General features: G+C 63.9%; 18 protein-coding genes. 5 read left to right on the forward strand and 13 right to left on the reverse strand.

Annotation, left to right across the window (positions count from 1 at the left end; all coding sequences use genetic code 11):
• Nucleotides 1-10 precede the first annotated feature (10 nt).
• The 10 genes from G5C33_RS07880 to G5C33_RS07925 all read right to left on the reverse strand — a co-directional run bounded on the left by G5C33_RS07880 (nt 11) and on the right by G5C33_RS07925 (nt 10,034).
• Nucleotides 11-400: a response regulator gene (locus tag G5C33_RS07880; protein ID WP_206518653.1), complete on the reverse strand. Its 390-nt coding sequence runs from the start codon at nt 398-400 to the stop codon at nt 11-13.
• Nucleotides 400-1,437: a protein-glutamate methylesterase/protein-glutamine glutaminase gene (locus G5C33_RS07885; RefSeq protein WP_165326718.1), complete on the reverse strand. Its 1,038-nt coding sequence runs from the start codon at nt 1,435-1,437 to the stop codon at nt 400-402. Before G5C33_RS07885 ends, G5C33_RS07880 begins: the two co-directional genes overlap by 1 nt.
• A gap of 2 nt (nt 1,438-1,439) precedes the next feature.
• On the reverse strand, nt 1,440-2,330 hold the full coding sequence (locus tag G5C33_RS07890; protein ID WP_165326719.1) for a CheR family methyltransferase: 891 nt from the start codon (nt 2,328-2,330) through the stop codon (nt 1,440-1,442).
• A complete protein-coding gene (locus tag G5C33_RS07895; RefSeq protein WP_165326720.1) occupies nt 2,327-2,818 on the reverse strand; it encodes a chemotaxis protein CheW in 492 nt (163 codons plus the stop codon). Before G5C33_RS07895 ends, G5C33_RS07890 begins: the two co-directional genes overlap by 4 nt.
• The gene (locus G5C33_RS07900) at nt 2,815-5,019 is read right to left on the reverse strand and encodes a chemotaxis protein CheA (protein WP_165326721.1); all 2,205 of its coding nucleotides are present in this window, start codon (nt 5,017-5,019) and stop codon (nt 2,815-2,817) included. Before G5C33_RS07900 ends, G5C33_RS07895 begins: the two co-directional genes overlap by 4 nt.
• Nucleotides 5,016-5,381 carry a response regulator gene (locus G5C33_RS07905; RefSeq protein ID WP_165326722.1) on the reverse strand — a complete coding sequence of 122 codons (366 nt, stop codon included), beginning with the start codon at nt 5,379-5,381 and terminating at the stop codon, nt 5,016-5,018. The genes G5C33_RS07900 and G5C33_RS07905 overlap by 4 nt, the downstream gene beginning before the upstream one ends.
• Nucleotides 5,378-5,803, reverse strand: coding sequence for an STAS domain-containing protein (locus tag G5C33_RS19485; protein ID WP_165326723.1), 426 nt, complete (start codon nt 5,801-5,803; stop codon nt 5,378-5,380). Before G5C33_RS19485 ends, G5C33_RS07905 begins: the two co-directional genes overlap by 4 nt.
• On the reverse strand, nt 5,778-6,662 hold the full coding sequence (gene motA / locus G5C33_RS07915) for a flagellar motor stator protein MotA (protein ID WP_165326724.1): 885 nt from the start codon (nt 6,660-6,662) through the stop codon (nt 5,778-5,780). Before motA ends, G5C33_RS19485 begins: the two co-directional genes overlap by 26 nt.
• 103 nt (nt 6,663-6,765) lie before the next feature.
• Nucleotides 6,766-7,605: a class I SAM-dependent methyltransferase gene (locus tag G5C33_RS07920; RefSeq protein ID WP_165326725.1), complete on the reverse strand. Its 840-nt coding sequence runs from the start codon at nt 7,603-7,605 to the stop codon at nt 6,766-6,768.
• Nucleotides 7,602-10,034 (reverse strand): HAD family hydrolase, encoded by a 2,433-nt coding sequence (locus G5C33_RS07925; protein WP_165326726.1) that lies wholly within the window; start codon nt 10,032-10,034, stop codon nt 7,602-7,604. The genes G5C33_RS07920 and G5C33_RS07925 overlap by 4 nt, the downstream gene beginning before the upstream one ends.
• A 109-nt stretch (nt 10,035-10,143) precedes the next feature.
• Here G5C33_RS07925 and flaF point away from each other — a divergent pair, with 109 nt between their 5' ends.
• Entirely contained in the window at nt 10,144-10,506 is a 363-nt protein-coding gene (gene flaF / locus G5C33_RS07930; protein WP_165326727.1) for a flagellar biosynthesis regulator FlaF, read from the forward strand.
• Between the two features lie 462 nt (nt 10,507-10,968).
• On the opposite strand, the gene G5C33_RS07935 is transcribed toward flaF, so the two are convergent.
• Complete coding sequence (locus G5C33_RS07935) at nt 10,969-12,918, reverse strand: methyl-accepting chemotaxis protein (protein WP_165326728.1); 1,950 nt, start codon at nt 12,916-12,918, stop codon at nt 10,969-10,971.
• Between the two features lie 263 nt (nt 12,919-13,181).
• Between G5C33_RS07935 and G5C33_RS07940 the strand changes: the two genes are divergently transcribed.
• From G5C33_RS07940 to G5C33_RS07955, 4 genes are all read left to right on the forward strand, one after another.
• Nucleotides 13,182-14,555, forward strand: a complete 1,374-nt coding sequence (locus G5C33_RS07940; protein ID WP_165326729.1) for an alginate export family protein — start codon at nt 13,182-13,184, stop codon at nt 14,553-14,555.
• A gap of 131 nt (nt 14,556-14,686) precedes the next feature.
• Complete coding sequence (locus G5C33_RS07945) at nt 14,687-14,992, forward strand: ArsR/SmtB family transcription factor (protein WP_206518654.1); 306 nt, start codon at nt 14,687-14,689, stop codon at nt 14,990-14,992.
• Nucleotides 14,979-15,902 carry an alpha/beta fold hydrolase gene (locus G5C33_RS07950; RefSeq protein ID WP_165326731.1) on the forward strand — a complete coding sequence of 308 codons (924 nt, stop codon included), beginning with the start codon at nt 14,979-14,981 and terminating at the stop codon, nt 15,900-15,902. The genes G5C33_RS07945 and G5C33_RS07950 overlap by 14 nt, the downstream gene beginning before the upstream one ends.
• Nucleotides 15,903-16,027: 125 nt before the next feature.
• Complete coding sequence (locus tag G5C33_RS07955; protein ID WP_165326732.1) at nt 16,028-16,384, forward strand: hypothetical protein; 357 nt, start codon at nt 16,028-16,030, stop codon at nt 16,382-16,384.
• 15 nt (nt 16,385-16,399) lie between these two features.
• Here the strand turns inward: G5C33_RS07955 and G5C33_RS07960 are convergent, their stop codons facing one another.
• Together G5C33_RS07960 and G5C33_RS07965 are read right to left on the reverse strand one after the other, a co-directional pair.
• Nucleotides 16,400-17,020: a response regulator transcription factor gene (locus tag G5C33_RS07960; protein WP_165326733.1), complete on the reverse strand. Its 621-nt coding sequence runs from the start codon at nt 17,018-17,020 to the stop codon at nt 16,400-16,402.
• Entirely contained in the window at nt 17,017-19,704 is a 2,688-nt protein-coding gene (locus G5C33_RS07965) for a PAS domain-containing sensor histidine kinase (protein WP_165326734.1), read from the reverse strand. The genes G5C33_RS07960 and G5C33_RS07965 overlap by 4 nt, the downstream gene beginning before the upstream one ends.
• Nucleotides 19,705-19,856: the final 152 nt, after the last annotated feature.

Raw genomic sequence — 19,856 nt, forward strand, 5'->3', positions numbered from 1 at the left:
GCGGGCGTCCTCAGGTCAGCTCGCCGAAGACGCGCTCGATCTTTTCCTTGAGCGCGGCCGGAGCGAAGGGTTTGACGACATAGTTGTTGACGCCCAGCGCCGCGGCCTTCTGAACGACCTCGCGGTCGGACGAGCCGGTGAGCATGATGAACACCGTCTTGCCGATCACCGGATCGGCACGCACGTTCTGCAGGAACTGCAGTCCGTCCATTTCCGGCATGTTATAGTCCGAAATGATCAGATGGACGCGATCGTTGCGCACCGCCGAAAGTGCTTCCGGCGCCGAGGCTTTGTCGCGCACGTCCTTGAACCCCAGATCCTGCAGAGCGCGACGGATCATCGCCCGCATGCTGGTCTGGTCGTCGACGACCATCACCTTGATTTGTGACGCTGCTGGCATCAGACGTTCCCTGTCATCGAATGGGTGCGGCAGGCCGCGAGAATTGCCTCGGGCATGGCCGACAGACTAAGTTCCTTTTCAACTGCTCCGATCTCGAGCGCCGCACGCGGCATGCCCCAGACGACGCAGCTGTCGCGCGATTGCGCGAATGTGTGCGCACCCGCGCTGCGCATCTCCATCAGGCCACGGGCGCCATCCATGCCCATGCCGGTCAGGATCACGCCCACCGCGGCGGAACCGAGCGGAACAAGCGAGCGGAACAGAATGTCGACCGAGGGGCGATGCCCGCCGACCGGGTCGCCATCCTTCAATCGTATCCGTCCATTCGCCAATTCCATGTGCCGTTGGCTCCCAGGAGCAATATAGACGGTTCCACGCGCCGGGATCGCACCATCCGTCGCTTCCGCGACGTGAACCGCGCAATCCTTGTCGAGCCGTTCGGCAAAACTGCGGGTAAAGGTCGCGGGCATATGCTGAACGATCAGCACCGGGGGACAATCCTCGGGCAGGGCGGGCAGCAGTGAGAACAGCGCCTCGACGCCGCCTGTCGACGACCCGATGCCGATCACTGCGTCGTTCGACATCCCGTGTTTCGAGGAAACCGCGCGCGGCAGCGGGTTGGGGCCGGCGCGCACCGCGGCGCGGGCCGCCGATTTCACTTTCGTGCACAGCAACTCGGCATCGCGGGCGATATCCTCGGGCGTGCCGCTGGGCTTGGTTACATAGTCGACCGCGCCGAGGCGCAGCGCCTCGATCGTCACGGCGGCACCGCGCGCGGTGAGCGTCGAGCACATCACCACCGGCATCGGTCGCAGCCGCATGATCTTTTCCAGGAAGGACAGGCCGTCCATGCCGGGCATTTCGACGTCCAGCGTCAGCACGTCGGGATCGAGCGACTTGATCATCTCGCGCGCCGAGAAGGGCTCGGGCGCCATGCCGACCACTTCGATTTCGGGGTCCGCCGAAAGAATACGCTTGAGCGTCGCGCGCATCGATGCGCTGTCATCGACGATCAGGGTTCGCACCGGTCGTGTCACCCTCACTCTCCCTTACGATAAATGGTGTGGCCGCAGCTGCGCATTCGCAGCGAGGCCGGGCCGATCATCCGTTCCGAGTGGCCGATATAGAGAAATCCTTCGGGGGCGAGCTGATCGACGAAACGCTGTTCCAGTTCCTCCTTCGCGTCGTCGGCGAAGTAGATCATCACGTTGCGGCAGAAGATCGCGTCATACTGCGCCTTGAGCGGCCAGGATTCGAACAGGTTGAGCACGCGGGCCGTGACCATTGCCCGCGCTTCGTCCGCCATCACGAACCCGCCGTCGGCCGGCCGCATCCATGCGCTGCGATAGGCCTCCGGGATCGCCTGCACGGCGTTCTCGGGATACCAGGCGCGGCGCACGGCCTCGACCACCGGCGGCGAAATGTCGGTCGCCAGCAGTTTGACGTCGGCATTGCGCAGCCACGAAGCCGATGCGCGATCGGCGCCGAGCAGGCACATCGCGATCGTATAGACTTCCTCGCCCGACGAACTGCCCGCCGACCAGATGCGGACGGGCTTTCGCTGGGACACCTTCTCGCGCAGCAGCGGCATCAATGTTTCGCGCAAGTGATCGAAATGATGCGGCTCGCGGAAGAAATGCGTGTGGTTGGTGGTGAGTGCCACCACCATCCGCCCGCGCTCTTCCTTGTCGCGTTCGACCAGTTGGACGTATTCGCTGAACCGGGACAGACCATGTTCGCGCAACCGCCGCGCCAGCCGAGACTGGACGAGCGTCATCTTCGCCTCGCTCAGCGCGATGCGTGCGTCGGATTGCATGATCGCGGCAATGGCGGTGAAGTCGCGCGGAGTAAGCTCCGCATTGGCCGCCGCCGACATTGCCGTGGTGCCGCCGGCGAGCGCCGCCGTGGCGCTGGCGCCGGCGGCGGTCATGCCGCCAGATCCAGATGCTTGGTGAGGCTCAGCGCGTCGAGGTCGAGCAGCAGGACCATCTGGCCCTCTTCCGACTTGGTGCCGTCGGCACCGCGCGCGGTGATACGCACCAGCCCCTGAATGACGCTCGGCTCGCCGATCTCGACATCGGGCGCGGGCTGCACTTCCTGACTGCCGATCGCGACGATGTCGGTCACTTCATCGACCAGGAAACCGGCCTGCTTGCCGCTGATGCTGACCACCAGGATGCACGAGCGCGGGTGAATGACGCTCGGCTCCCAGCCCAGCCGTTCGGACAGGCCGACGACGGGGATCACATTGCCGCGCAGATTGGTGACGCCCTTGATGAACGGCGGCACCGACGGCAGCGGAGTGGGATCTTCCCATTCGCGGATTTCGATCAGCGAGGTCATGTCGATCCCGAAAATCTGCTTGCCCAGGGTGAAGGTGACGATCTTACGGTCGGCAACGGTGTCGGTGTTGCTCATGCTGCCAGTCCTTTCGGTGCGAAACGGGTTTGCGTGGGCGAAGCGACCAGCGCTTCGATGTCGAGGATGAGGGCGATCGAGCCGTCACCCAGGATGGTGGCGCCGCCCAGACCGCGGATCGGATGCAGATTCTGGTCGAGACTCTTGATCACGACTTCGCGGCGATCGTCGATCGTATCGACCATCAGGCCGACATGGCCGGCGGTTTCGCTTTCGACGATGACCACCAGCGAATCCTCGATCGAGCGATCGTCGTTCAGGCCGAAAATCTCGGTCGCGCGTTTGACCGGCAGATATTCGCCGCGCATCTCGATCACTTCGGTGTTCGGCGTCGTGCGCTTCACCTGGCCCTTTTCCGGCTGGACCGTTTCGATGACATGCGCGAGCGGCAGCACGAAACGCTGTCCGGCAAGACGGACGATCATGCCGTCGAGGATCGCCAGCGTCAGCGGCAGGATCATCGTGAAGGTCGTGCCTTCGCCGGGAACCGATGCGATTTCCACACGGCCACCCAGCGCTTCGACGTTCGACCGGACCACATCCATTCCGACACCGCGGCCGGAAATGTTCGAGATGGTGTCTGCAGTCGAGAAGCCCGGCGCGCAGATGAGCTGATCGATTTCCTCGTTGGAAAGCTGGGCGTCGGCGGGCACGATGCCGCGTTCGACGGCCTTGGCCAGAACCTTTTCACGGTTGATGCCGCGGCCGTCGTCCTTGACCCGCACGAAAATGCGCGCGCCCTTCTGTTCGGCCGAAAGGCGGATTGTGCCGTCGGGAGACTTGCCCGCCGCGATGCGTTCCTCGGCGCTTTCGATGCCGTGGTCGGCGGCGTTGCGGATCATGTGAGTCAGCGGGTCGCCGATCTTCTCGATCACGCCCTTGTCGACTTCGGTCGTCTCGCCGATCGTTTCCAGGTTGATCGTCTTGCCGGTTTCCGCACCCAGGTCGCGCAGCATCCGGGGGACGCGGCTGAACGCCTGCCGGATCGGCTGGGCGCGCAGCGACATGACATTGTCCTGGATCTGGCGCGTGAGCCGCGCCAGCTCGGGAAGCTCGACGCGCTGCGCGTCGGCCGAGGAGAGGCGATCGGACAGGATCGAGTTGCGGATCACCAGTTCGCCGACCAGGTTGAGCAGCATGTCGAGCTTGGCCAGGTCGACGCGGATCGTCTGCGAGACCATTTCCGACGGCTTGTCGGCGAACTTGTTGGCCTTGTCCGCCTCCGGGGCAGGCGGCGCCGAAGGCGCGATTGTGGTCGCTTCGGCGATCGACTGCACCATCGACAGCATCTGATCGAGATCGGCCGACGGATCGACCTGCGCACGCACGTCGGGCAACGCGGCTTCCTGCTCGACGGCAGGTTCCGGCACGGCGTCGGCGACAATCGCGCCGGCTTCCTCGCGCGTTATCTCGACGAGGGCCTCGGGTGAGACGAAGTCGAAACAATCGCGGATCGCCGATTCCTCGACCGTGCCGGGAACGCGCAGCGTCCAGCCGAAATATGCCGCTTCGGTGTCGATATCGCGCAGCGCGGGCAGATCGCCCACGTCGACCGCGACGATTTCACCACCAAGCGATTCGACTTCGCGGATCACGAGCATCGGTTCGCCGGCATTGGCCAGATCGGCGTCGCCCGGCGTGAAACGGACGGTCCAGTCGGCAGGGCCGCCGCTTTCGCCATCGAGTTCCTCGATCGCGACCGTCACCGGCTGGAAACCGAACGGATCTTCCTCGCCGGCGGGCGCTTCGGTCGCCGGAGCGGCCGGGGCAGGGGCCTGCGCCGCAGGAGTGGCATCCTCTCCGTCATCGGCGAGTCCGCCATTGGCGAGGATCGCCTCGAGCCGTGCGATCATCTCGCCATCCTCGGGAACGCCTGCCTGGCCGGTTGCGGCCGAAACATGGTCCGACAGCAGATCGAATGCGATCAGCATCACGCGAACCAGCGGCAGCGTCGGTTCGATCTTGCCGCCGCGCACTGCGTCCAGAACATTCTCGAAGCTGTGCGCGAAATGCGTCAGTGCGGTATGGCCGAACGCGCCGGCGCCGCCCTTGATCGAATGCACCGCGCGAAAGACGCTGGCGATCGTGTCGGCGGACGTGTCGCCGTTCTGCATCGCCGACAGCCCCTCTTCGGCGGCTGCCAGGCCTTCCGTGCATTCTTCGAAGAAGATTGCCTGGATTTCGTCGAGTTCGTCGCTCACGGGCACACACGGCGGATCGCCGCCCCCAGTTTCTCGGCCTCGAAGGGCTTGGTGATCCAGCCGGTGGCTCCGGCGCTGCGCGCACGGGCCTTCTTCTCGTCCGAAAACTCGGTCGAGAGTACCAGGATCGGCGTGCCCTTGAACCCGCCTTCGGAACGCACGGCCTCGATCAGCTCGAAGCCGTCCATTTTGGGCATGTTGATGTCGGTGATCAGCAGGTCGGGCTTCACTTCGTGCATGCGCTCGAGGCCGTGCTGGCCGTCATTGGCGCTTTCGATGCGATAGCCTTGCGCGCTCAGCGATGCCTTCAGCAGCATGCGCATGCTCGCCGAGTCATCGACGGTAAGGATCAACTTGCTCACTGGTGTTCTCCGGTCTGAATGCCGATGGCGTCGGTCAGGCGGCAGCGCGTGACGCGGTCGACGAATGCTTGGCTGGGGTTTTCGATGGAAAGGGCGTAGCCCGACTGTTCCGATTCACGCCGCGCCGCGACGAGCAGTTGCAGCACGGCCTGGCCGACGCTTTCCACTTCGCTGGCGTCAACGATGACCTCGCCGTCCAGATCGGCGGCAAGGACCATGCGTACCTTGATGTCCTCGGCCGCGACGGTGCTGGCATGCGCGGGCAGGCGCACGGCGCGATCCTCGTCGGCCGGTGCCGGGTTTTCGGCATCGCCCGGTTCGGCTGCGTCCGCCGCCGGGGCGGCCTCGCAATCGATGGGCAGGATGTCCTCAAGGTCCACCAGCTGGGGGACGAATTCAGGCGGCTGCTGCGGAGAGTCCATTTTTCGCCTCGTCGAGAGCAGTTTCAAGTTGCTGGAAAGTCGGCGCATAGGCGCTGGGCGTCATGCGTCGGGCGATCTCGATCGCGACCTGCACGGGCACTTCCTGCGCATAGGCGACGATCGCGGTCTTCACGATGAAGAAGGGCTTGCTGTCTTCTTCGATGGTTTCGTTGAGTTTGGCGGCGAGCGGACCCACCACGCAGTAGCTGAGCAGCACCCCGAGGAACGTACCGACGAGCGCGCCGCCAATCATCGCGCCGAGAATTTCGGTCGGCTGATCGATCGAGCCCATCGTCTTGATAACGCCCAGAACCGCGGCGACGATGCCGATCGCGGGCAGGCCGTCGGCCATCAGCTGCAAGGCGTGCTGGGGGCCGAGCTCCTCGTGGTGATGCTTTTCGATATCGGCTTCCATCGCCGCTTCGATCTGATGCGGGTCTTCGAAATTGACGGTCATCATTCGCAGATAGTCGGCGATGAATTCCACCAGATGATGATCCTTGACGATCCGGGGATAGGGCTGAAACAGGCTGCTTTCGTGCGGATTGTCGAGATGCGGCTCGATCGCCGTCGCGCCGCCCTTCTTGAAGGTCGACAAGAGCTGGAACAGCAACGTCAGCAGATCGGCATAGTCGGTCTTCTTCCAGCGCGATCCCTTGAACGCACGAACCAGCCCGCCGGCGGCTTTCTTCACCGTCGCCATCGAATTGCCGACGATGAAGGCACCGATAGCGGCGCCGCCGATCGCCATCAGCTCATGCGGCAGGGCATGGGTGATGATGTCCATCTTCCCGCCCGCCATCATGAAGCTGCCGAAGACGCAGCCCAAGATGATTATGAAACCTACCGCGTTCAGCATGATACTGGTGCTTTGCTTCCCTGGATTACGTTTGAATTATAGGATGGTTTGTCCGCGGGAGGTGCGGCCGCGCGACAAAAGCGCGTTCCGCCGCCGGCTCGCCTCAGGCCGCGGCGCGTCCGCCGATCCGCGAGGCTTCGCGGTCCTGCCATTCGATCACGGTCAGATAGTTGCGCAGCCGGTTGAGCTCGAGCGTCGCAACAAGCTGGTTGTCGTGCCAGGGGTGGAGCAATGCGGCGACATCGGCCGCCCAGGGCGCCGATGCATCGAAAATGACGCCCAGGCCCAGCACCGCCGGGACGTGAACCCATGCGAGCGGGCGCGCGTCCGAGCGGACCTCTTCGAGGAAATCCTCGACGGCTGTAAGCACCCCGTTGCGCGGCCCGCCGGCCTTTTCGGCCCAGGCGAACTGGCCCATGCCGCGCATGCCGCGTCCGGCATGGATGCCGCCGTCTTCCAGCTTCACGCCGCCGTCCCAACTGTGCGGATGCACCCATTCGGGCGGCAGCGTTTCGGGGGCATAATACATGTCGCGCCGCGCGCACGGCCAGCTCACATCGTGAAGGAAGGCGAGCAGCGGCTTGCCGTCGCGCCGGGAAAGCTCGTCCGCGATGCGCAGCTCGCCCAGCACGGTATAGTAGTTATGGTCGCCGTCGATCACCCAGGCATCGACGTCGGTCATGCCCGGCATTGCACGGTGGCTGGTGTCCGCGACATGCGTGACATGCACGTTGCCCGCCGCCCATTCGGCGAAGCCGGCCTTGGGCGCGGGATCGATGCTGGTCAGCGATCCGCCGGTAGCTTCGGCATAAGCGGCGAGCTGATGCGACATGCCGCCGAATTCGGCGCCCACTTCGACGATCGAACGCGTGCCGGCGGCGTGCATGCTGCCAAGGATCAGATCCGAAAATTCGGACATCGAGTGAATGAGAAGATTGCTCATGCGGCAACTCCGGTAAGCGTGGACTGGGGCTTGGCATCGCTGCCGGGCTGCGGGGCGGAAGCCGCAGCACCCTGACGTTCGGCGATCGGACGGAAAACGACGGCGAGCATCATCGCGCGACCGTCCCGAAGCTCGGGCGGCGGCACGGTCATGAAGGAAAAACCGTCGTCGCAGCGGAACAGGTGCGGCGCGACCTGTTCCATGCCGTGCAGCGCCGGAAAGGCCTCGATCTCGTCGAGGCCGGGGCGCTGTTTGTCGCTCATGAAACGGTCGACGGGCAGGAACACCGCGCTGTCGAGCTGGACATATTCGAACAGCTGACCGAACTGGATGCCGATCGTGTAGCGGGAATCGCCGACAGGGATCGGCGCGACGAAATAGCCGTCATGCGTGGCGGTCGCGGTCACCTTGCCGGTGGTCGCCTGCTGGCCGTCCGAAACGATGACGGGCAAGGCGATGCTGCGATCGATGAAATCGGCGTTCTTGAGCGGCAGGCCGAACCGGCGATGCGTCATCAGCGCAAGCTTCATCGACAGGCCTTCGCCCTGAAGCTCGGCCGGCAGATACATGCGCGAGGCGCCCTTCATGTAGAACAGGCCGCGCTGGCGCAGGCCGCGAACGGCGATATCGCGATCGAACAGCGACACGGTCTGGTCGGTGCCCAGATTGACGTCGTGTTCGAACGCGCCGAGGACTTCGAGCTCCGACGCGATCGGCAGAAACATCAGCCGCATCAGCGCCGCGGTCGATGCCCGGCGCCACATTTCGGAGGTCACGCCGTTATCGGCGCGCAGGATTTCGGCGCCTTCGACCGCGGCGAAGCGCAGACAGCCGGCCTGGACGCGTTCGCGCACCTCGCTCTGACGAGCCTTGATGCTCGAATCGCGGCGGATCGGCGTGCCGTCCTCGGCGTAATCGACCACCGAACCCTGCGCGGCGGTCGCCAACTGTTCAACCACGGCGACATTGCTGCACATCGCGTCGAGCGCGTTGCCGTCATAATCGCAGGCGTCGATGAAGCCGCGTTTGTCGAGCCCGGTTCGGTTCTGTTCGCGCAGCAGCAGGTACCGGCCGGCGACATGTACGCCGAGTGAATCGCGCAGCAGCGTATCGACTTCGTTCTGCGCGCTGCCGTTATAGCCAAGGTCGACCAGCATCAGCGTGTCGCCGCGTTCGGGCTGCACCGCCGCGCGGACGTGTTCCACCAAGCGCTGGGCGAAAGCGCGGCTCTTGCGGTTGATCAGCTTCATCCAGCGCGGGCTGCGCACGGCCTTCAGGAACGCCGTGCCGGATGTCATGCCCGATGTTTCGCGCGCGAGCGTGGCGATCTCTGTCGAAGACAGCAGCAGTTGCTTCGAAATCGTCGGCATGTCGCTGCTGCCTTCGCTCTGCAGGAACCGCTCGACGGCTTCGGGCGTGCGCAGATTGGCGGCAGTCGCGGTATAGCGGCTGATCTCGATCGCGTGGGCGGGAGCCGGGTTACCGATCGCTTCGTGCAGGCGCATCGGCAGATGGCCGTCGCGCATCATGAAGAGATAATGGACGCGGCCGCCGCGCTCCGCCTCGATCGCGGCCGATTCAGCCGCGAGCCAGCGGGAAAATCCGGTGAAAACCGGGCCGAGCGCGGCAAAACCGAACGCCTCTGCCGGATCGTTCAGTCCGGGCTCGACAGCGGCGAGCGTCGCGCGGTGTGGCTGGGGCGTGCCGATGGTGCCGGCGACCTCGGGATGAATGACGGATCCGGCGGCTGCTTCCAGCCGCAGTCGCTGCGCGGTCGCATCGCCGAACTGGCGCAGGTGCAGCGTCTGTATGCCGAAGGGTTTGACGCCTTCTACGTCCGCTCTGGGGTTGTCGCCGATATGCAGGATCTGCGCGGGCTTCGCATCGACGCGCTTGAGCACTTCGCCGAACAGCCCTTCCGACTTGGAAAGGCCCAGTACCGAGGAACAGAAGACCTGATCGATCAGATCGGCGACGTCCTTGCCCGCGGCAGCGGCGATCAGCCCGCGAAGCTGCCCGGCATTCAGATAGGTGTCGCTGACGATGATTGTCTTGATGCCGCGGCGCTTGGCCTCCTGCATCAGCCGCACGGTGGGCTGGAAGGCGAAGCAGTGTGCGGCTTCGGAATCGAGTTCCACCTGCACCGCCTGTGCGCGCTCGCGCTTGCGGGCATTGGGCAGCAACTCGCCGTAGATTTCCTCGATCGCCACTTCCTTGCGGCCGCGGCGGATCTTCGATGCGTCACGCGCGCGATGTTCGGCCCAGCAACGCTGCAGCTTGGAGGTTTCGGTAAAGGTTTCGAACAAGTCGGTCGGCGCATGGCAGTCGCGCCAGAGCAAGGTATCGAAACAGTCGAGTGAAAGCAGCGTGATATCGTCACGCCCGTCGAGCGCGTGCGGCATCGCATGCGGCAGGATGAAGTCGGACATGGTTCCTCTCGGAAAGCGCGCGCCCTGATGCACGCCTATTTCTTATAGGAAGAGTTCCGCCCCGGCGTCGGAACCGTCTAAAATGGAACGGTCACCGAAGGAGTATTCGATGTCCGTCAATGCTTACCAGGCGGCCCGGAGCCGGGCCGAAACTCCCCGCGCTGCCGAGCAGCGCCTGATCGGCGAAATCATCGGCGACATGATGATCGCCCGCGATGCCGGTCTGAAGGGGCCGGCGCTGATGGCGCCGCTTCACCGCAACCGGGAAATGTGGTCCGCTTTCGCCACGGATTGCGGCGCGCCCGGCAACGGGCTGCCCGACGAATTGCGCGCCCAGATCGTTTCCATCTCGCTCTGGGTCGATCGCTTCACCAGCGACGTGATGGCCGGGCGCGAGAAGATCGACGATCTGATCGACGTCAATCGCACGATCCTCGACGGACTGCGCGGATCGCCGGCAATGGCCGCCTGACCTCGCTTTCTTACTGCTCGCAAAAAGGGGCGCTCCGGTATCGCGGAGCGCCCCTTTTTTTCGGCATTGGGCCCTTGTGCCGCATGCAAGCGAGCAGTCCGGCCTCCTCTCCAATTCATTCCCTGCCGGGCACAGAGGAAATTCCGCCCAGCGGCAAAACGGGGGCTGACTCGCGTGTGCGGACCGGTCGGCCTGGAGTATTTCTCATATCGGCGTGCTGTCGTGTCCGGCGCCCTGTGGAGACCGGCGGGCGGTCAGAGCCGATTGGCGGCGTTACGGGGGCGAAGGGCTGGAAGTTATCCGCCGCTGACGCACAGATGCAGCATTTCGTCGTTAGAGGAATAGCCTGGGTAAGGCAGTTCGACCCGGACAGCACGAATCGCGCTCCTGCCCGCGAAATCGAAAAGGGCCCGGAAGCATGTGCTTCCGGGCCCGATTCATTTGCCTGACATGGTCAAGCGATCAGAAGGACGTCCAGTCCTCGTCCGCTGCGGCGCCGTTGGCGGCCGGGCTCGGCAGCGGCTTGACCGGCGACTGATAGTCGCTGGCGGGCTTTGCCTCGGCGGGCTTGGCCGGGGTCATGGCGCGCGTTTCGAGCGCCTTGACCGTAGCCTTGCTTGCCGCCGGAGCAGCCTTTTGCCCTGCCTTCACCAGCGAAGCGGTAGCGGCATATTCCTCGCCGATGTTGAATTTCGACGCGCGCTCGGCGAGCGAAGCGACTTCGCCCCACAGGTTGCGCGCGGCGGCGGAGGTTTCCTCGACCATCGCGGCATTCTGCTGGGTCGACTGGTCCATCGTGCCGATCGCGGCGCTGACCTGAGTGATTGCGGTCGATTGCGCCTGGTTGTCGGTGGCGATGTTGTTGAGCAGCGCATGGACTTCGCCGACATCGCTCGAGATGTTGGCGAGTGCGCCGTCGACCTTCTGCACCATGTCCACCGCCGCGACGATGTCGTCCTGGGTGATGGTCAGCTGATCGCGGGCACGCTTGCTCTCTTCCTCCGCGCGCATCGCCAGCGCCGAGACGAGATCGGCGACGACCGCGAAGCCGCGGCCCGCTTCGCCCGCGCGACCGGCCTCGACCGCAGCGTTCATCGCAAGCACGCGCGTCTGGAAGGCGATCTTGTCGAGCCCTTCGATCACACTGTCGATGCCCTTGGCGCTTTCGGACACGCGCCCCATCGCCTGCACCGCTTCGTCGGCGGTGTTGCGCCCCGAGGAAACCACCCGGATCGCACCGTCGGCGCGTTCCACCGTGCGCTGCGCGGCGGCGGCGGTCGCCTTGAGGCGATCGTCCATCTGCGTGACGGCGGCACTGGTTTCCTCCAGGCTCGCCGCGTTGCTTTCGGTGCGGCGGGCAAGGTCTTCCGACGCCGCCGCAATCTCCTGAGATCCGGTCTGGATCGCCGCGGTCGATTCCATCGCGGCGCCGAGCAGTTCGCGAAGCGACGAGACCGCCTTGTTGTAGTTTGCGCGGACCTCGGCATAGGCTTCGGGAAAGTCGCGCATGATCGTCACGGTGAGGTCGCCCTGCGACATCGCATTGAGCGATTCACCCAGCGTATCGACAACCATCTTCTGGTCGGCGTCGGCACGGGCCTTGGCAATCGCATCGGCTTCCTGCTGGCGGGCATTGTCGCGGAACACCACGACGGCGCGGGCCATGTCGCCGATTTCATCCTTGCGCTCATTGCCGGCGACTTCGATCGACGTGTCGCCGTGGGCCAGCTTGCCCATCCGTTCGGTGATCGCGGCGAGCGGGCCGGTGATCTGGTTGCGGATCACGACGAAGATCAGGCCGAAAATGACCGCCAGGCCGATGCCCGCGACCAGGATCAGGGTCCAGGTCGTGCTGCTTGCCTGGTCGCGCAGCGCCACTGAACTCTGCTGGGCGCGTTGCGCCACGCTTTCGGAAATCGCCGAGGCGGTGGTGTCGGCGACTTCGAACGCATCCTTCGAATCATGCTGCAAGACGTCTTCGGCATCTCCGAGCCGTTCGGCATACCAGAGCGGCGGAATCTTGGCGGTTTCCCGGCGATATTCGTCGAGCGCCGAGCGCAGTTCGCCGATCTTCTGGCTCTCCTGCGGGGCCATCCGTTCAAGCTCCGTCATCGCAGTGTCGACGGTTGCGTCGGTTTCCTTGATGCGCGCCATGAACGCTTCGAAATCGGGCCGGTCATGTTCGATCACCGACAGCAGCCAGATCTGCTGATTGCGATTGTGCGCAGTGTTGATGATGCCGGCAAGGCGGATTGCCTCCGCGTCCTTGTCGGCCAGGTTGCGGGCGGTGGTCGTGGTCGAATTCAACGACATCACGCCCAGCGAAGCGATGAACACGGACAGCAGTGCCAGCAACGAAATGCTGAGCAGCAGCTTCGCCGAGATACGCAAGTTCGAGAAAAAGGAGAGCATAGGGGGCTCCGGCTTGCAGTGGCTATTGGGGATGAGGTTTTCAAGCCATTATAGGACGGCATCTCCCGGTCCGGCCGCTGCCGGCATAAATTGATATTCTGCATTGCGACGAAAACCGCCTGCAAAACGCGGCGTAGTTACGTTTCCGGTACAGATACGCGTGTCGCCGGCCGCACCTGGGTATTTCTACGGCAACTGACCGATCCGACCTTTCGTCGATGATATTCCTATAATTGCAGGGAGCGTCCAACAGGAGAGAATCTATGCGTTTCCCGATGCCCGGCCACGGCGCCGTGCTCTCGACGTCGCTGATGGCCGTTGCCGCGAGCGTCGCCGCAGTGCCCGCGGCCCAGGCACAGACCGCAGGCGATGGCGGTCCCACCGTGTCAATCAGCGCGGACCTGCGCGTGCTTGCCGAAGCCGTTGAAGGACAGTTTCGTTCGAGCGCGCCCGAAAGCGAATTCTTCCTCAGCTCCAGGCTGCAGATCGAGGCCGAGGTCGATTTCGGCCCGGTCGCGTTCGGCGGCGAGTTGCGCGATTCGCGCGCGCTGTCGATCGAGGACGGTTCGGCGGCGCGCGGCAGCAGCATCAACACGCTCGAACCGCTCCAGGCATGGGCCGCACTCGATTTCTCGCCGCTCGGAGGCGAGGCGCGGCTCAAGGGTGGGCGTTTCACGCAGAAGATCGGTTCCGGGCGTCTGGTCGGCACGCCGGGCTATGCCAACAACATCGTCAGCTATGCCGGCGCGCAGTTGAACTGGCAGCGCGGCGATACCGAAGTCACCGGCTTCTGGGCGCATCCGTTCGATACGCTGCCGTCAAGCCGCGCCGAAGTACATGACAATAAGGTCGAGCTGGACCGTGTTTCGGAAGGCGAAACCTTCTTCGGCGTGCATGTCGCGCAGTCGGATCTGTTCGCAGGCGCCACCGGCGAAGTCTTCGTCTATCGCCTCGCCGAACACGATACCGACAAGGTGGAATCGAAGGATCGTCACCTGACGACCATCGGCGGCCGCCTAGTACGCAAGCCGGCACCGGGCCGGTTCGATTTCGAAATCGAGGCGGCGGGTCAGTTCGGCACGGTGCGCGGCAGCGCCGCGCCCACCGATTTTGCCGATATCGACGCGGGCGCGGCATTCGCGCATGTCTCGGCGGGCTGGACGTTCGACAGTCCGGTCAAGCCGAACCTTTCGCTCGAGCTCGATTATGCGACCGGCGACGGCCGCGACCCCGATCACTATGGCCGTTTCGACATGCTCTTCGGCGCGCGTCGCGCGCTGGGACCGACCGGCATCTACGGCCCGCTCTACTGGGGCAACATGATCTCGCCGGGCGTGCGCTTCAGCGTGCAGCCGAGCGCGGACCTCGATATTGCCGGTACCGTGCGCGGCGCCTGGCTCGACAGTGCCACCGACAGTTTTTCCAAGACCGGTGTTCGCGATGCCAGCGGCGCCTCGGGCAGCTACGCCGGAACGCAGATCGAAGCGCGTGCGCGCTACTGGCTGATCCGCAAGCTGCTGCGGCTCGAAGTCGGCGGCGCAGTGTTCGCCAACGGTCGTTTCATGGAAGAAGCGCCCAACGCATCCGGCAACGGCGACACGACCTATGGCTATGCGGCGGTGTCAGCAAGTTTCTGAGGGCCGCCGAGGCGGGGCGGAAACAGCCAGCTACCGGAAAAGCAACGGCCGCGAGCGATCTCGCGGCCGTTTGCATATCTGCGACCGATAGCACATTGACATATAGCTAAATAACTATGTATAGAGCCGTCATGGTCGATCGGCTCGAACAATCGAAGGCGCTGGCGGGGGAGGCGCGGCTTGCGATCCTCGGCTGGTTGGCCGAATCCGATCGTCATTTCGGGCATCAAGCGACGGGTGCGCCCTCGGAAATCGGCGTGTGCGTGACGTTGATCGCGGAAAAGCTCGAAATGGCGCAGCCGACGGTCAGTCGTCATCTGGAGCTTCTGCGCCGGGCGGGGTTCCTGTCGGTGAACAAGATCGGTCGCTGGTCCTATTTCCGGCGGAACGAGGCGGCGATCGAGGACTATAAGCGGTGGATAGATGAACATCTTTGAGGAAGCCGACGCCCGGTTGCTGCCGGGTTTCGAGCGGCGCTTCGTCGATACCGGTACAGGCCCGGTTCGCACCCTAACAAAGGGGAACGGACCGCCGCTGCTGATGCTGCACGGTGATCCGCAGACCCATTTGTGCTGGCATCGTATCGCGCCGACGCTTGCAGAGCGCTTCACTGTCGTCCTCACCGATATTCGCGGGCGCGGAGAGACGCACAAGCCGGGACGCGCGGCAGCGGGCAATCCCTATACCAAGCGCGAAATGGCGGACGAGCAGCTGGCGGTGATGCAGGCGCTGGGGCATGCGCGCTTCGCGCTGGTCGGCCATGACCGCGGCGCGCGCGTCGCGCAGCGCATGGCGCTCGATCATCCGCAGGCGGTCACGCGGCTGGCGGTGATGGACATCATTCCCTCGCTCGATTTCTATGCGGAGATCGACGCCCGAAGCGCCCAGGAATATTTCTACTTCTTCTTTCTCACGCAGCCCCATCCGGTTCCCGAGAGGCTGATCGCCGGCGATCCCGAAGGTTTCATGCGCGGTATCCTGGAGGGGCTTTCCGATGCGCCTGTCGGCTATGACGAACTGGCGATGCGCGCCTATCTGGCGGCGAACACCACTGCCGAGGCGATAGGCGCGATGTGCGAGTGTTTTCGCACCGGCTATCATATCGATACGGCGCATGAGGCGCTCGACCGTGAGGCGGGGCGGAAAACAGTCTGCCCCACGCTGGTCACCTGGGGGACGGATGGCGTGGTCGGCCGGCTTTTCGATGTGCGCCGAATTTGGGAGCGCTGGTGCGACCGACCGCAGTTCGCGCCGGTCGACAGTGGTCATTTCATTCCCGAAGAGGCGCCGGAGGCGGCGCTGGCGCTGTTGCAGCCGTTCCTGGCCGGATCCGGCGACATCGCCTAGGCAAGACTGCTGTGGGTGCGGCTGGCATTTAGGGGCTGCTTAGGTAGAAACACCGTATGGACCCATCAGTCCAATTGCCCGAACGATGTCGAATTCTGTTTCCTCGACACATTGGGAGCCCTTGGATGGCGAAGGGCGGGCTGTTCGTCCTGAATATCGGCGAAGCCGGGTTGCGCAGCATTCTGGCCGCACGCCTGTCGTTGATCGGCAGAGACGTGATCAGCGTGTTCGACCTTGCCGATGCAGCGCTTTCCCGCCTGATGCGCGATCATCCGATATTGCTGCTTGACGATGCCACGCTCGAACGTCTGCCCGAACGCGCGTTAGACCGTTTCGTCGCGGACGAACGCTGGCTGCATGTCGTTGTGGTGTCACGGCGTCTTCCCGATGACGCGGAAGATTGCGGGCGCCCCTGTTTCCTTCCCCGCGGCGAAGCGCCCGCGCGGCTGATCGCGCTTGCCGAGGCGTGGTTCACGGGTTAGCCGCGCGGAACCGCGTCAGACGGTTTCCTTGGGAAACAGCCCCGCGGCGAAAGCGATGCGCAACGCTTCGGAAAGACTGCGTACTTCCAGCTTTTCCATGAGATTGGCGCGATAGATTTCCACCGTACGCGGGCTGATATCGAGATCATAGGCGATGATCTTGTTCGATCGCCCTTCAATCAGTCCCTTGAGCACATCGGTTTCGCGGGGTGACAATTTGTCGATCTTGGTCGTCGCCGATTGCACCCGGGCGGCCTCGGCGCTGTCCTGATCGAGCCTGGAAAAGGCGGCATCGACGATCGCCAGAAGCTCTTCGGCCTCATATGGCTTCTCGATGAAGTCGAGCGCGCCTTCCTTCATTGCCTCGACGGCCAGCGTAACATTGCCCTGGCCGGTCAGGATCACTGCGGCGAACCGTACGTCCGATCCGATCCGACGCAGTACATCCAGCCCGCTCGATCCGGGCATGTGAAAGTCGAGCAGCGCCACGCCGGGCGCGAGTTCGGGCAGTTCCTCCAGAAAGGCGTCGCCGGTTCGGAAGCCCCGAATGACGAGGTCCGGCTGGACAGACAACAGCCCGTGCAGCGATGCGCGGACGGCATCGTCGTCGTCGACGATATAAACGGTACGAGTCATACTTCCTCCACCTCTCCCACGGTCGGAAGCGTGAAGCGGAAAACCGCTCCCCCTTGCGCTCTGTTCTCGGCGCTTAATGTTCCCCCGTATGCTTCGATGATACGCTTACTGATCGAAAGTCCAATCCCCATTCCCGAACCATCCTTGGTAGAAGTGAATCGCGCATAAAGTTGTGTCAAGAGCGCATCGGGGATGCCAGGCCCGTTATCGCAAACGCTTACTTCCACTTGATGTTCGCTGATTTTGCGGGCGGAAATTTCTATGGAACGACTAGAGTTTCGCGACGTACGAAGTGCTTCCATTGAATTGCGCAACAGATTGACGGCGACTTGCTGGATTTGAATTCGGTCGACAAATACCAGCCTGGCCGCCGGTTCGATATCGTACTTCATCTGAATATCGAACTGGCCGGTGCCCAACAATACCAGCTCCGCCGCCTCGCGCAGTGTCGGTTCGAGCGGCTCGGCGCGCATCTCGACTTCGCCCTTGGCCAGAAATTCGCGCAGGCGCCGGATGATCTGGCCAGCGCGCTGCGTCTGTTCGGTGCCCATGCGTAGCAGTTCGCTGACGCGTTCGGTTTCCCCGCCATTTTCGATCAGCATGCGCGCGGCCGCCAGGAAATTGGCGCTGGCGCTCAACGGCTGATTGAGTTCATGGGCCAGATCGGCAGCGAGTTCGCTCATTGCGCTCTGCCGCGATACATGGGCGAGCTCGGCGTTAAGGTCGCTCATACGCTCTTCATTGGCGAGCTGATCGGTCAAATCGCGATAGAAGACCGTGAACAGTGTCTGATCGCCCAGGTTCGTGGCGCTTGTTCGCGCCTCCACCGGGATCAGGCGCCCGCCGGCGGTGCGCGCTGTGGTATTGATCGTCAGATCGACGAATGTCGGCGCGGCGCGGAGGAAGAACGGCTCCGATCCCGCGTCCTCATCGCCCCCGCGTGCCGCGGCGGGGATCAACATCGAGAGATGCTTGCCGAGCACTTCGTCGGCCTGATAGCCCCACAATGTCTCCGCCGCCGCGCTGTAGCGCAGGATCCGGCCATGTTCGTCGAACACGATCATCGGATCGGGCACTGTGTCGAAGATCGACCGCAACTGCGCTTCGCTCGCGCGCAGTGCGGCTTCGCCTTCCTCGCGCTCGGTAACGTCGAGCACCACGCCCACCGCGCGTGTAAGCGTACCGTCGGCATCGAAATAGGCGCGCGCCGATCCTTCCACCGAACGCGGCTGTCCGTCGGGTGGCAGGAAGCGGTACCGATAGTTGAAGTGTTCCGCGCGGTCTTCCATCACCTGGCGCAGGGTTGTGAGTATCCGGTCGGAATCCTCGGGATGAACCAATGCGATCCAGCTTTCGAAATCCCTGATGCTGCCCGGTTCCAGGCCCAGCCGCGTTTCGGCTCCCGGTGACCATTCGATCGTTCCGGTCGAGATGTTGAAATCGACCACGCCCAGCTGATGCGCCGCAGTCGCCACCGCCAGCCGCTCCTCGCTGGCGCGCAGTGCATCGACAGCTTCTACCGTCCGGGAAACATCAAGCATCGAAAGCACGCGCAGTACTTCTCCGTTGCGGTTGGCGAAGCGGCTGACACGTTCGATCACCGAGACTTCGGTGCCGTCCTTGCGCACTTCGACAAGTTCCTGCGTGTCGGTTCCGACATATCGGGGCAGGCCGGGCGCCCAATGCTGTTGGCAGCGCGACTGGAGCAGCGCGTACTTGTTGCGGCCCAGTGCCTCTTTCGCCGTCCAGCCGTAGAATTGCTCGCACCCTTTCGGCCAGTGGCGAATGGTGCCCTGTGAACTGACGATCGCGATCGATGCGTGATCGAGCGTCCGGTTCAGCTCGGCCATGCGTTCGTGATCGCGCCCGACGCGGCGCAGGGCCCAAATGGCGAAGGCGGCGATGATGACGATATTGCCGACCACCACCGCCAGTTCGCGCGCCGCGGGCGTCAGCAACTCGAGATTGCTGAGCATGATTTCCGCCAGCGACGGCAGCGTCGGCAGCATAAGCATCAGCGGCAGCAGCGATCGTGCGAGCCGCCAGCTCGGATCGGTTTCGGACTGGCCGTCCTTCCAGTTCAGTCGGATGTTCCAGACGACAATCGCCACCGAAACCGTGATCGCCGAAAGCGACCCGGGCAGCGAGCTTGCGAACAGCCCCTTCTGACCCAGCGCGTGCGAAGCGAAAAACGCCAAAGGGACGGCGACCACGGCGAGGCTGATCGCGGCGCTCGCCACGACGCCGGCTGTCTCGCTCTGTCTCCAGGTCGCCCGGCCCGAGGCAAAGGCCGCCATCGCCAGCAGGATGAAGGTCACGGCGGAATTCTCGCCCGGCATGATGTTCGGGTCCGAGGGGATTCCCGGAAGTGCCGCCAGGCCGATAGTGATCAGCGCGACGAGAGGGGGGACACTCCACAGCGCGTATGCTGCGCGTTTTCGGTCGGCGAACAGCGCGCTCATGCCGGCTGCGAGCGTGGCATAGCCCAGTGCGGTAAGCGGGCTGATCGGAAGTCGGTCGGCACCGAAGCCCCGCAGCCAGGGTAGCGGGAATATCCACCCCATCAACGCCGTGAAGCTGCATATAAATGCAAGCACGGCGAAAGAGTGTGCGGTAATCGTGGCGCCTTGCTCGGCAAGCGAAAACGATTTTTTTACTGTATTTCTATTCGATTCAATCGACACGCCCCTGGCCCCTGACCTTGGCCGATTGGTTCTAGCGGGAAAATATCATCGGTACAAAAGAAACCGTGCGCCGGGATGCCGGTGTTGTCGGCGGGGCCGGGTTTGGCTTGCCATTCGCGGCGTCCCGCGCGATCAATGGCGCAGGGGCTTCC

The organism is Sphingosinithalassobacter tenebrarum, from assembly GCF_011057975.1.
GTDB classification, from domain to species: domain Bacteria; phylum Pseudomonadota; class Alphaproteobacteria; order Sphingomonadales; family Sphingomonadaceae; genus Sphingomonas; species Sphingomonas tenebrarum.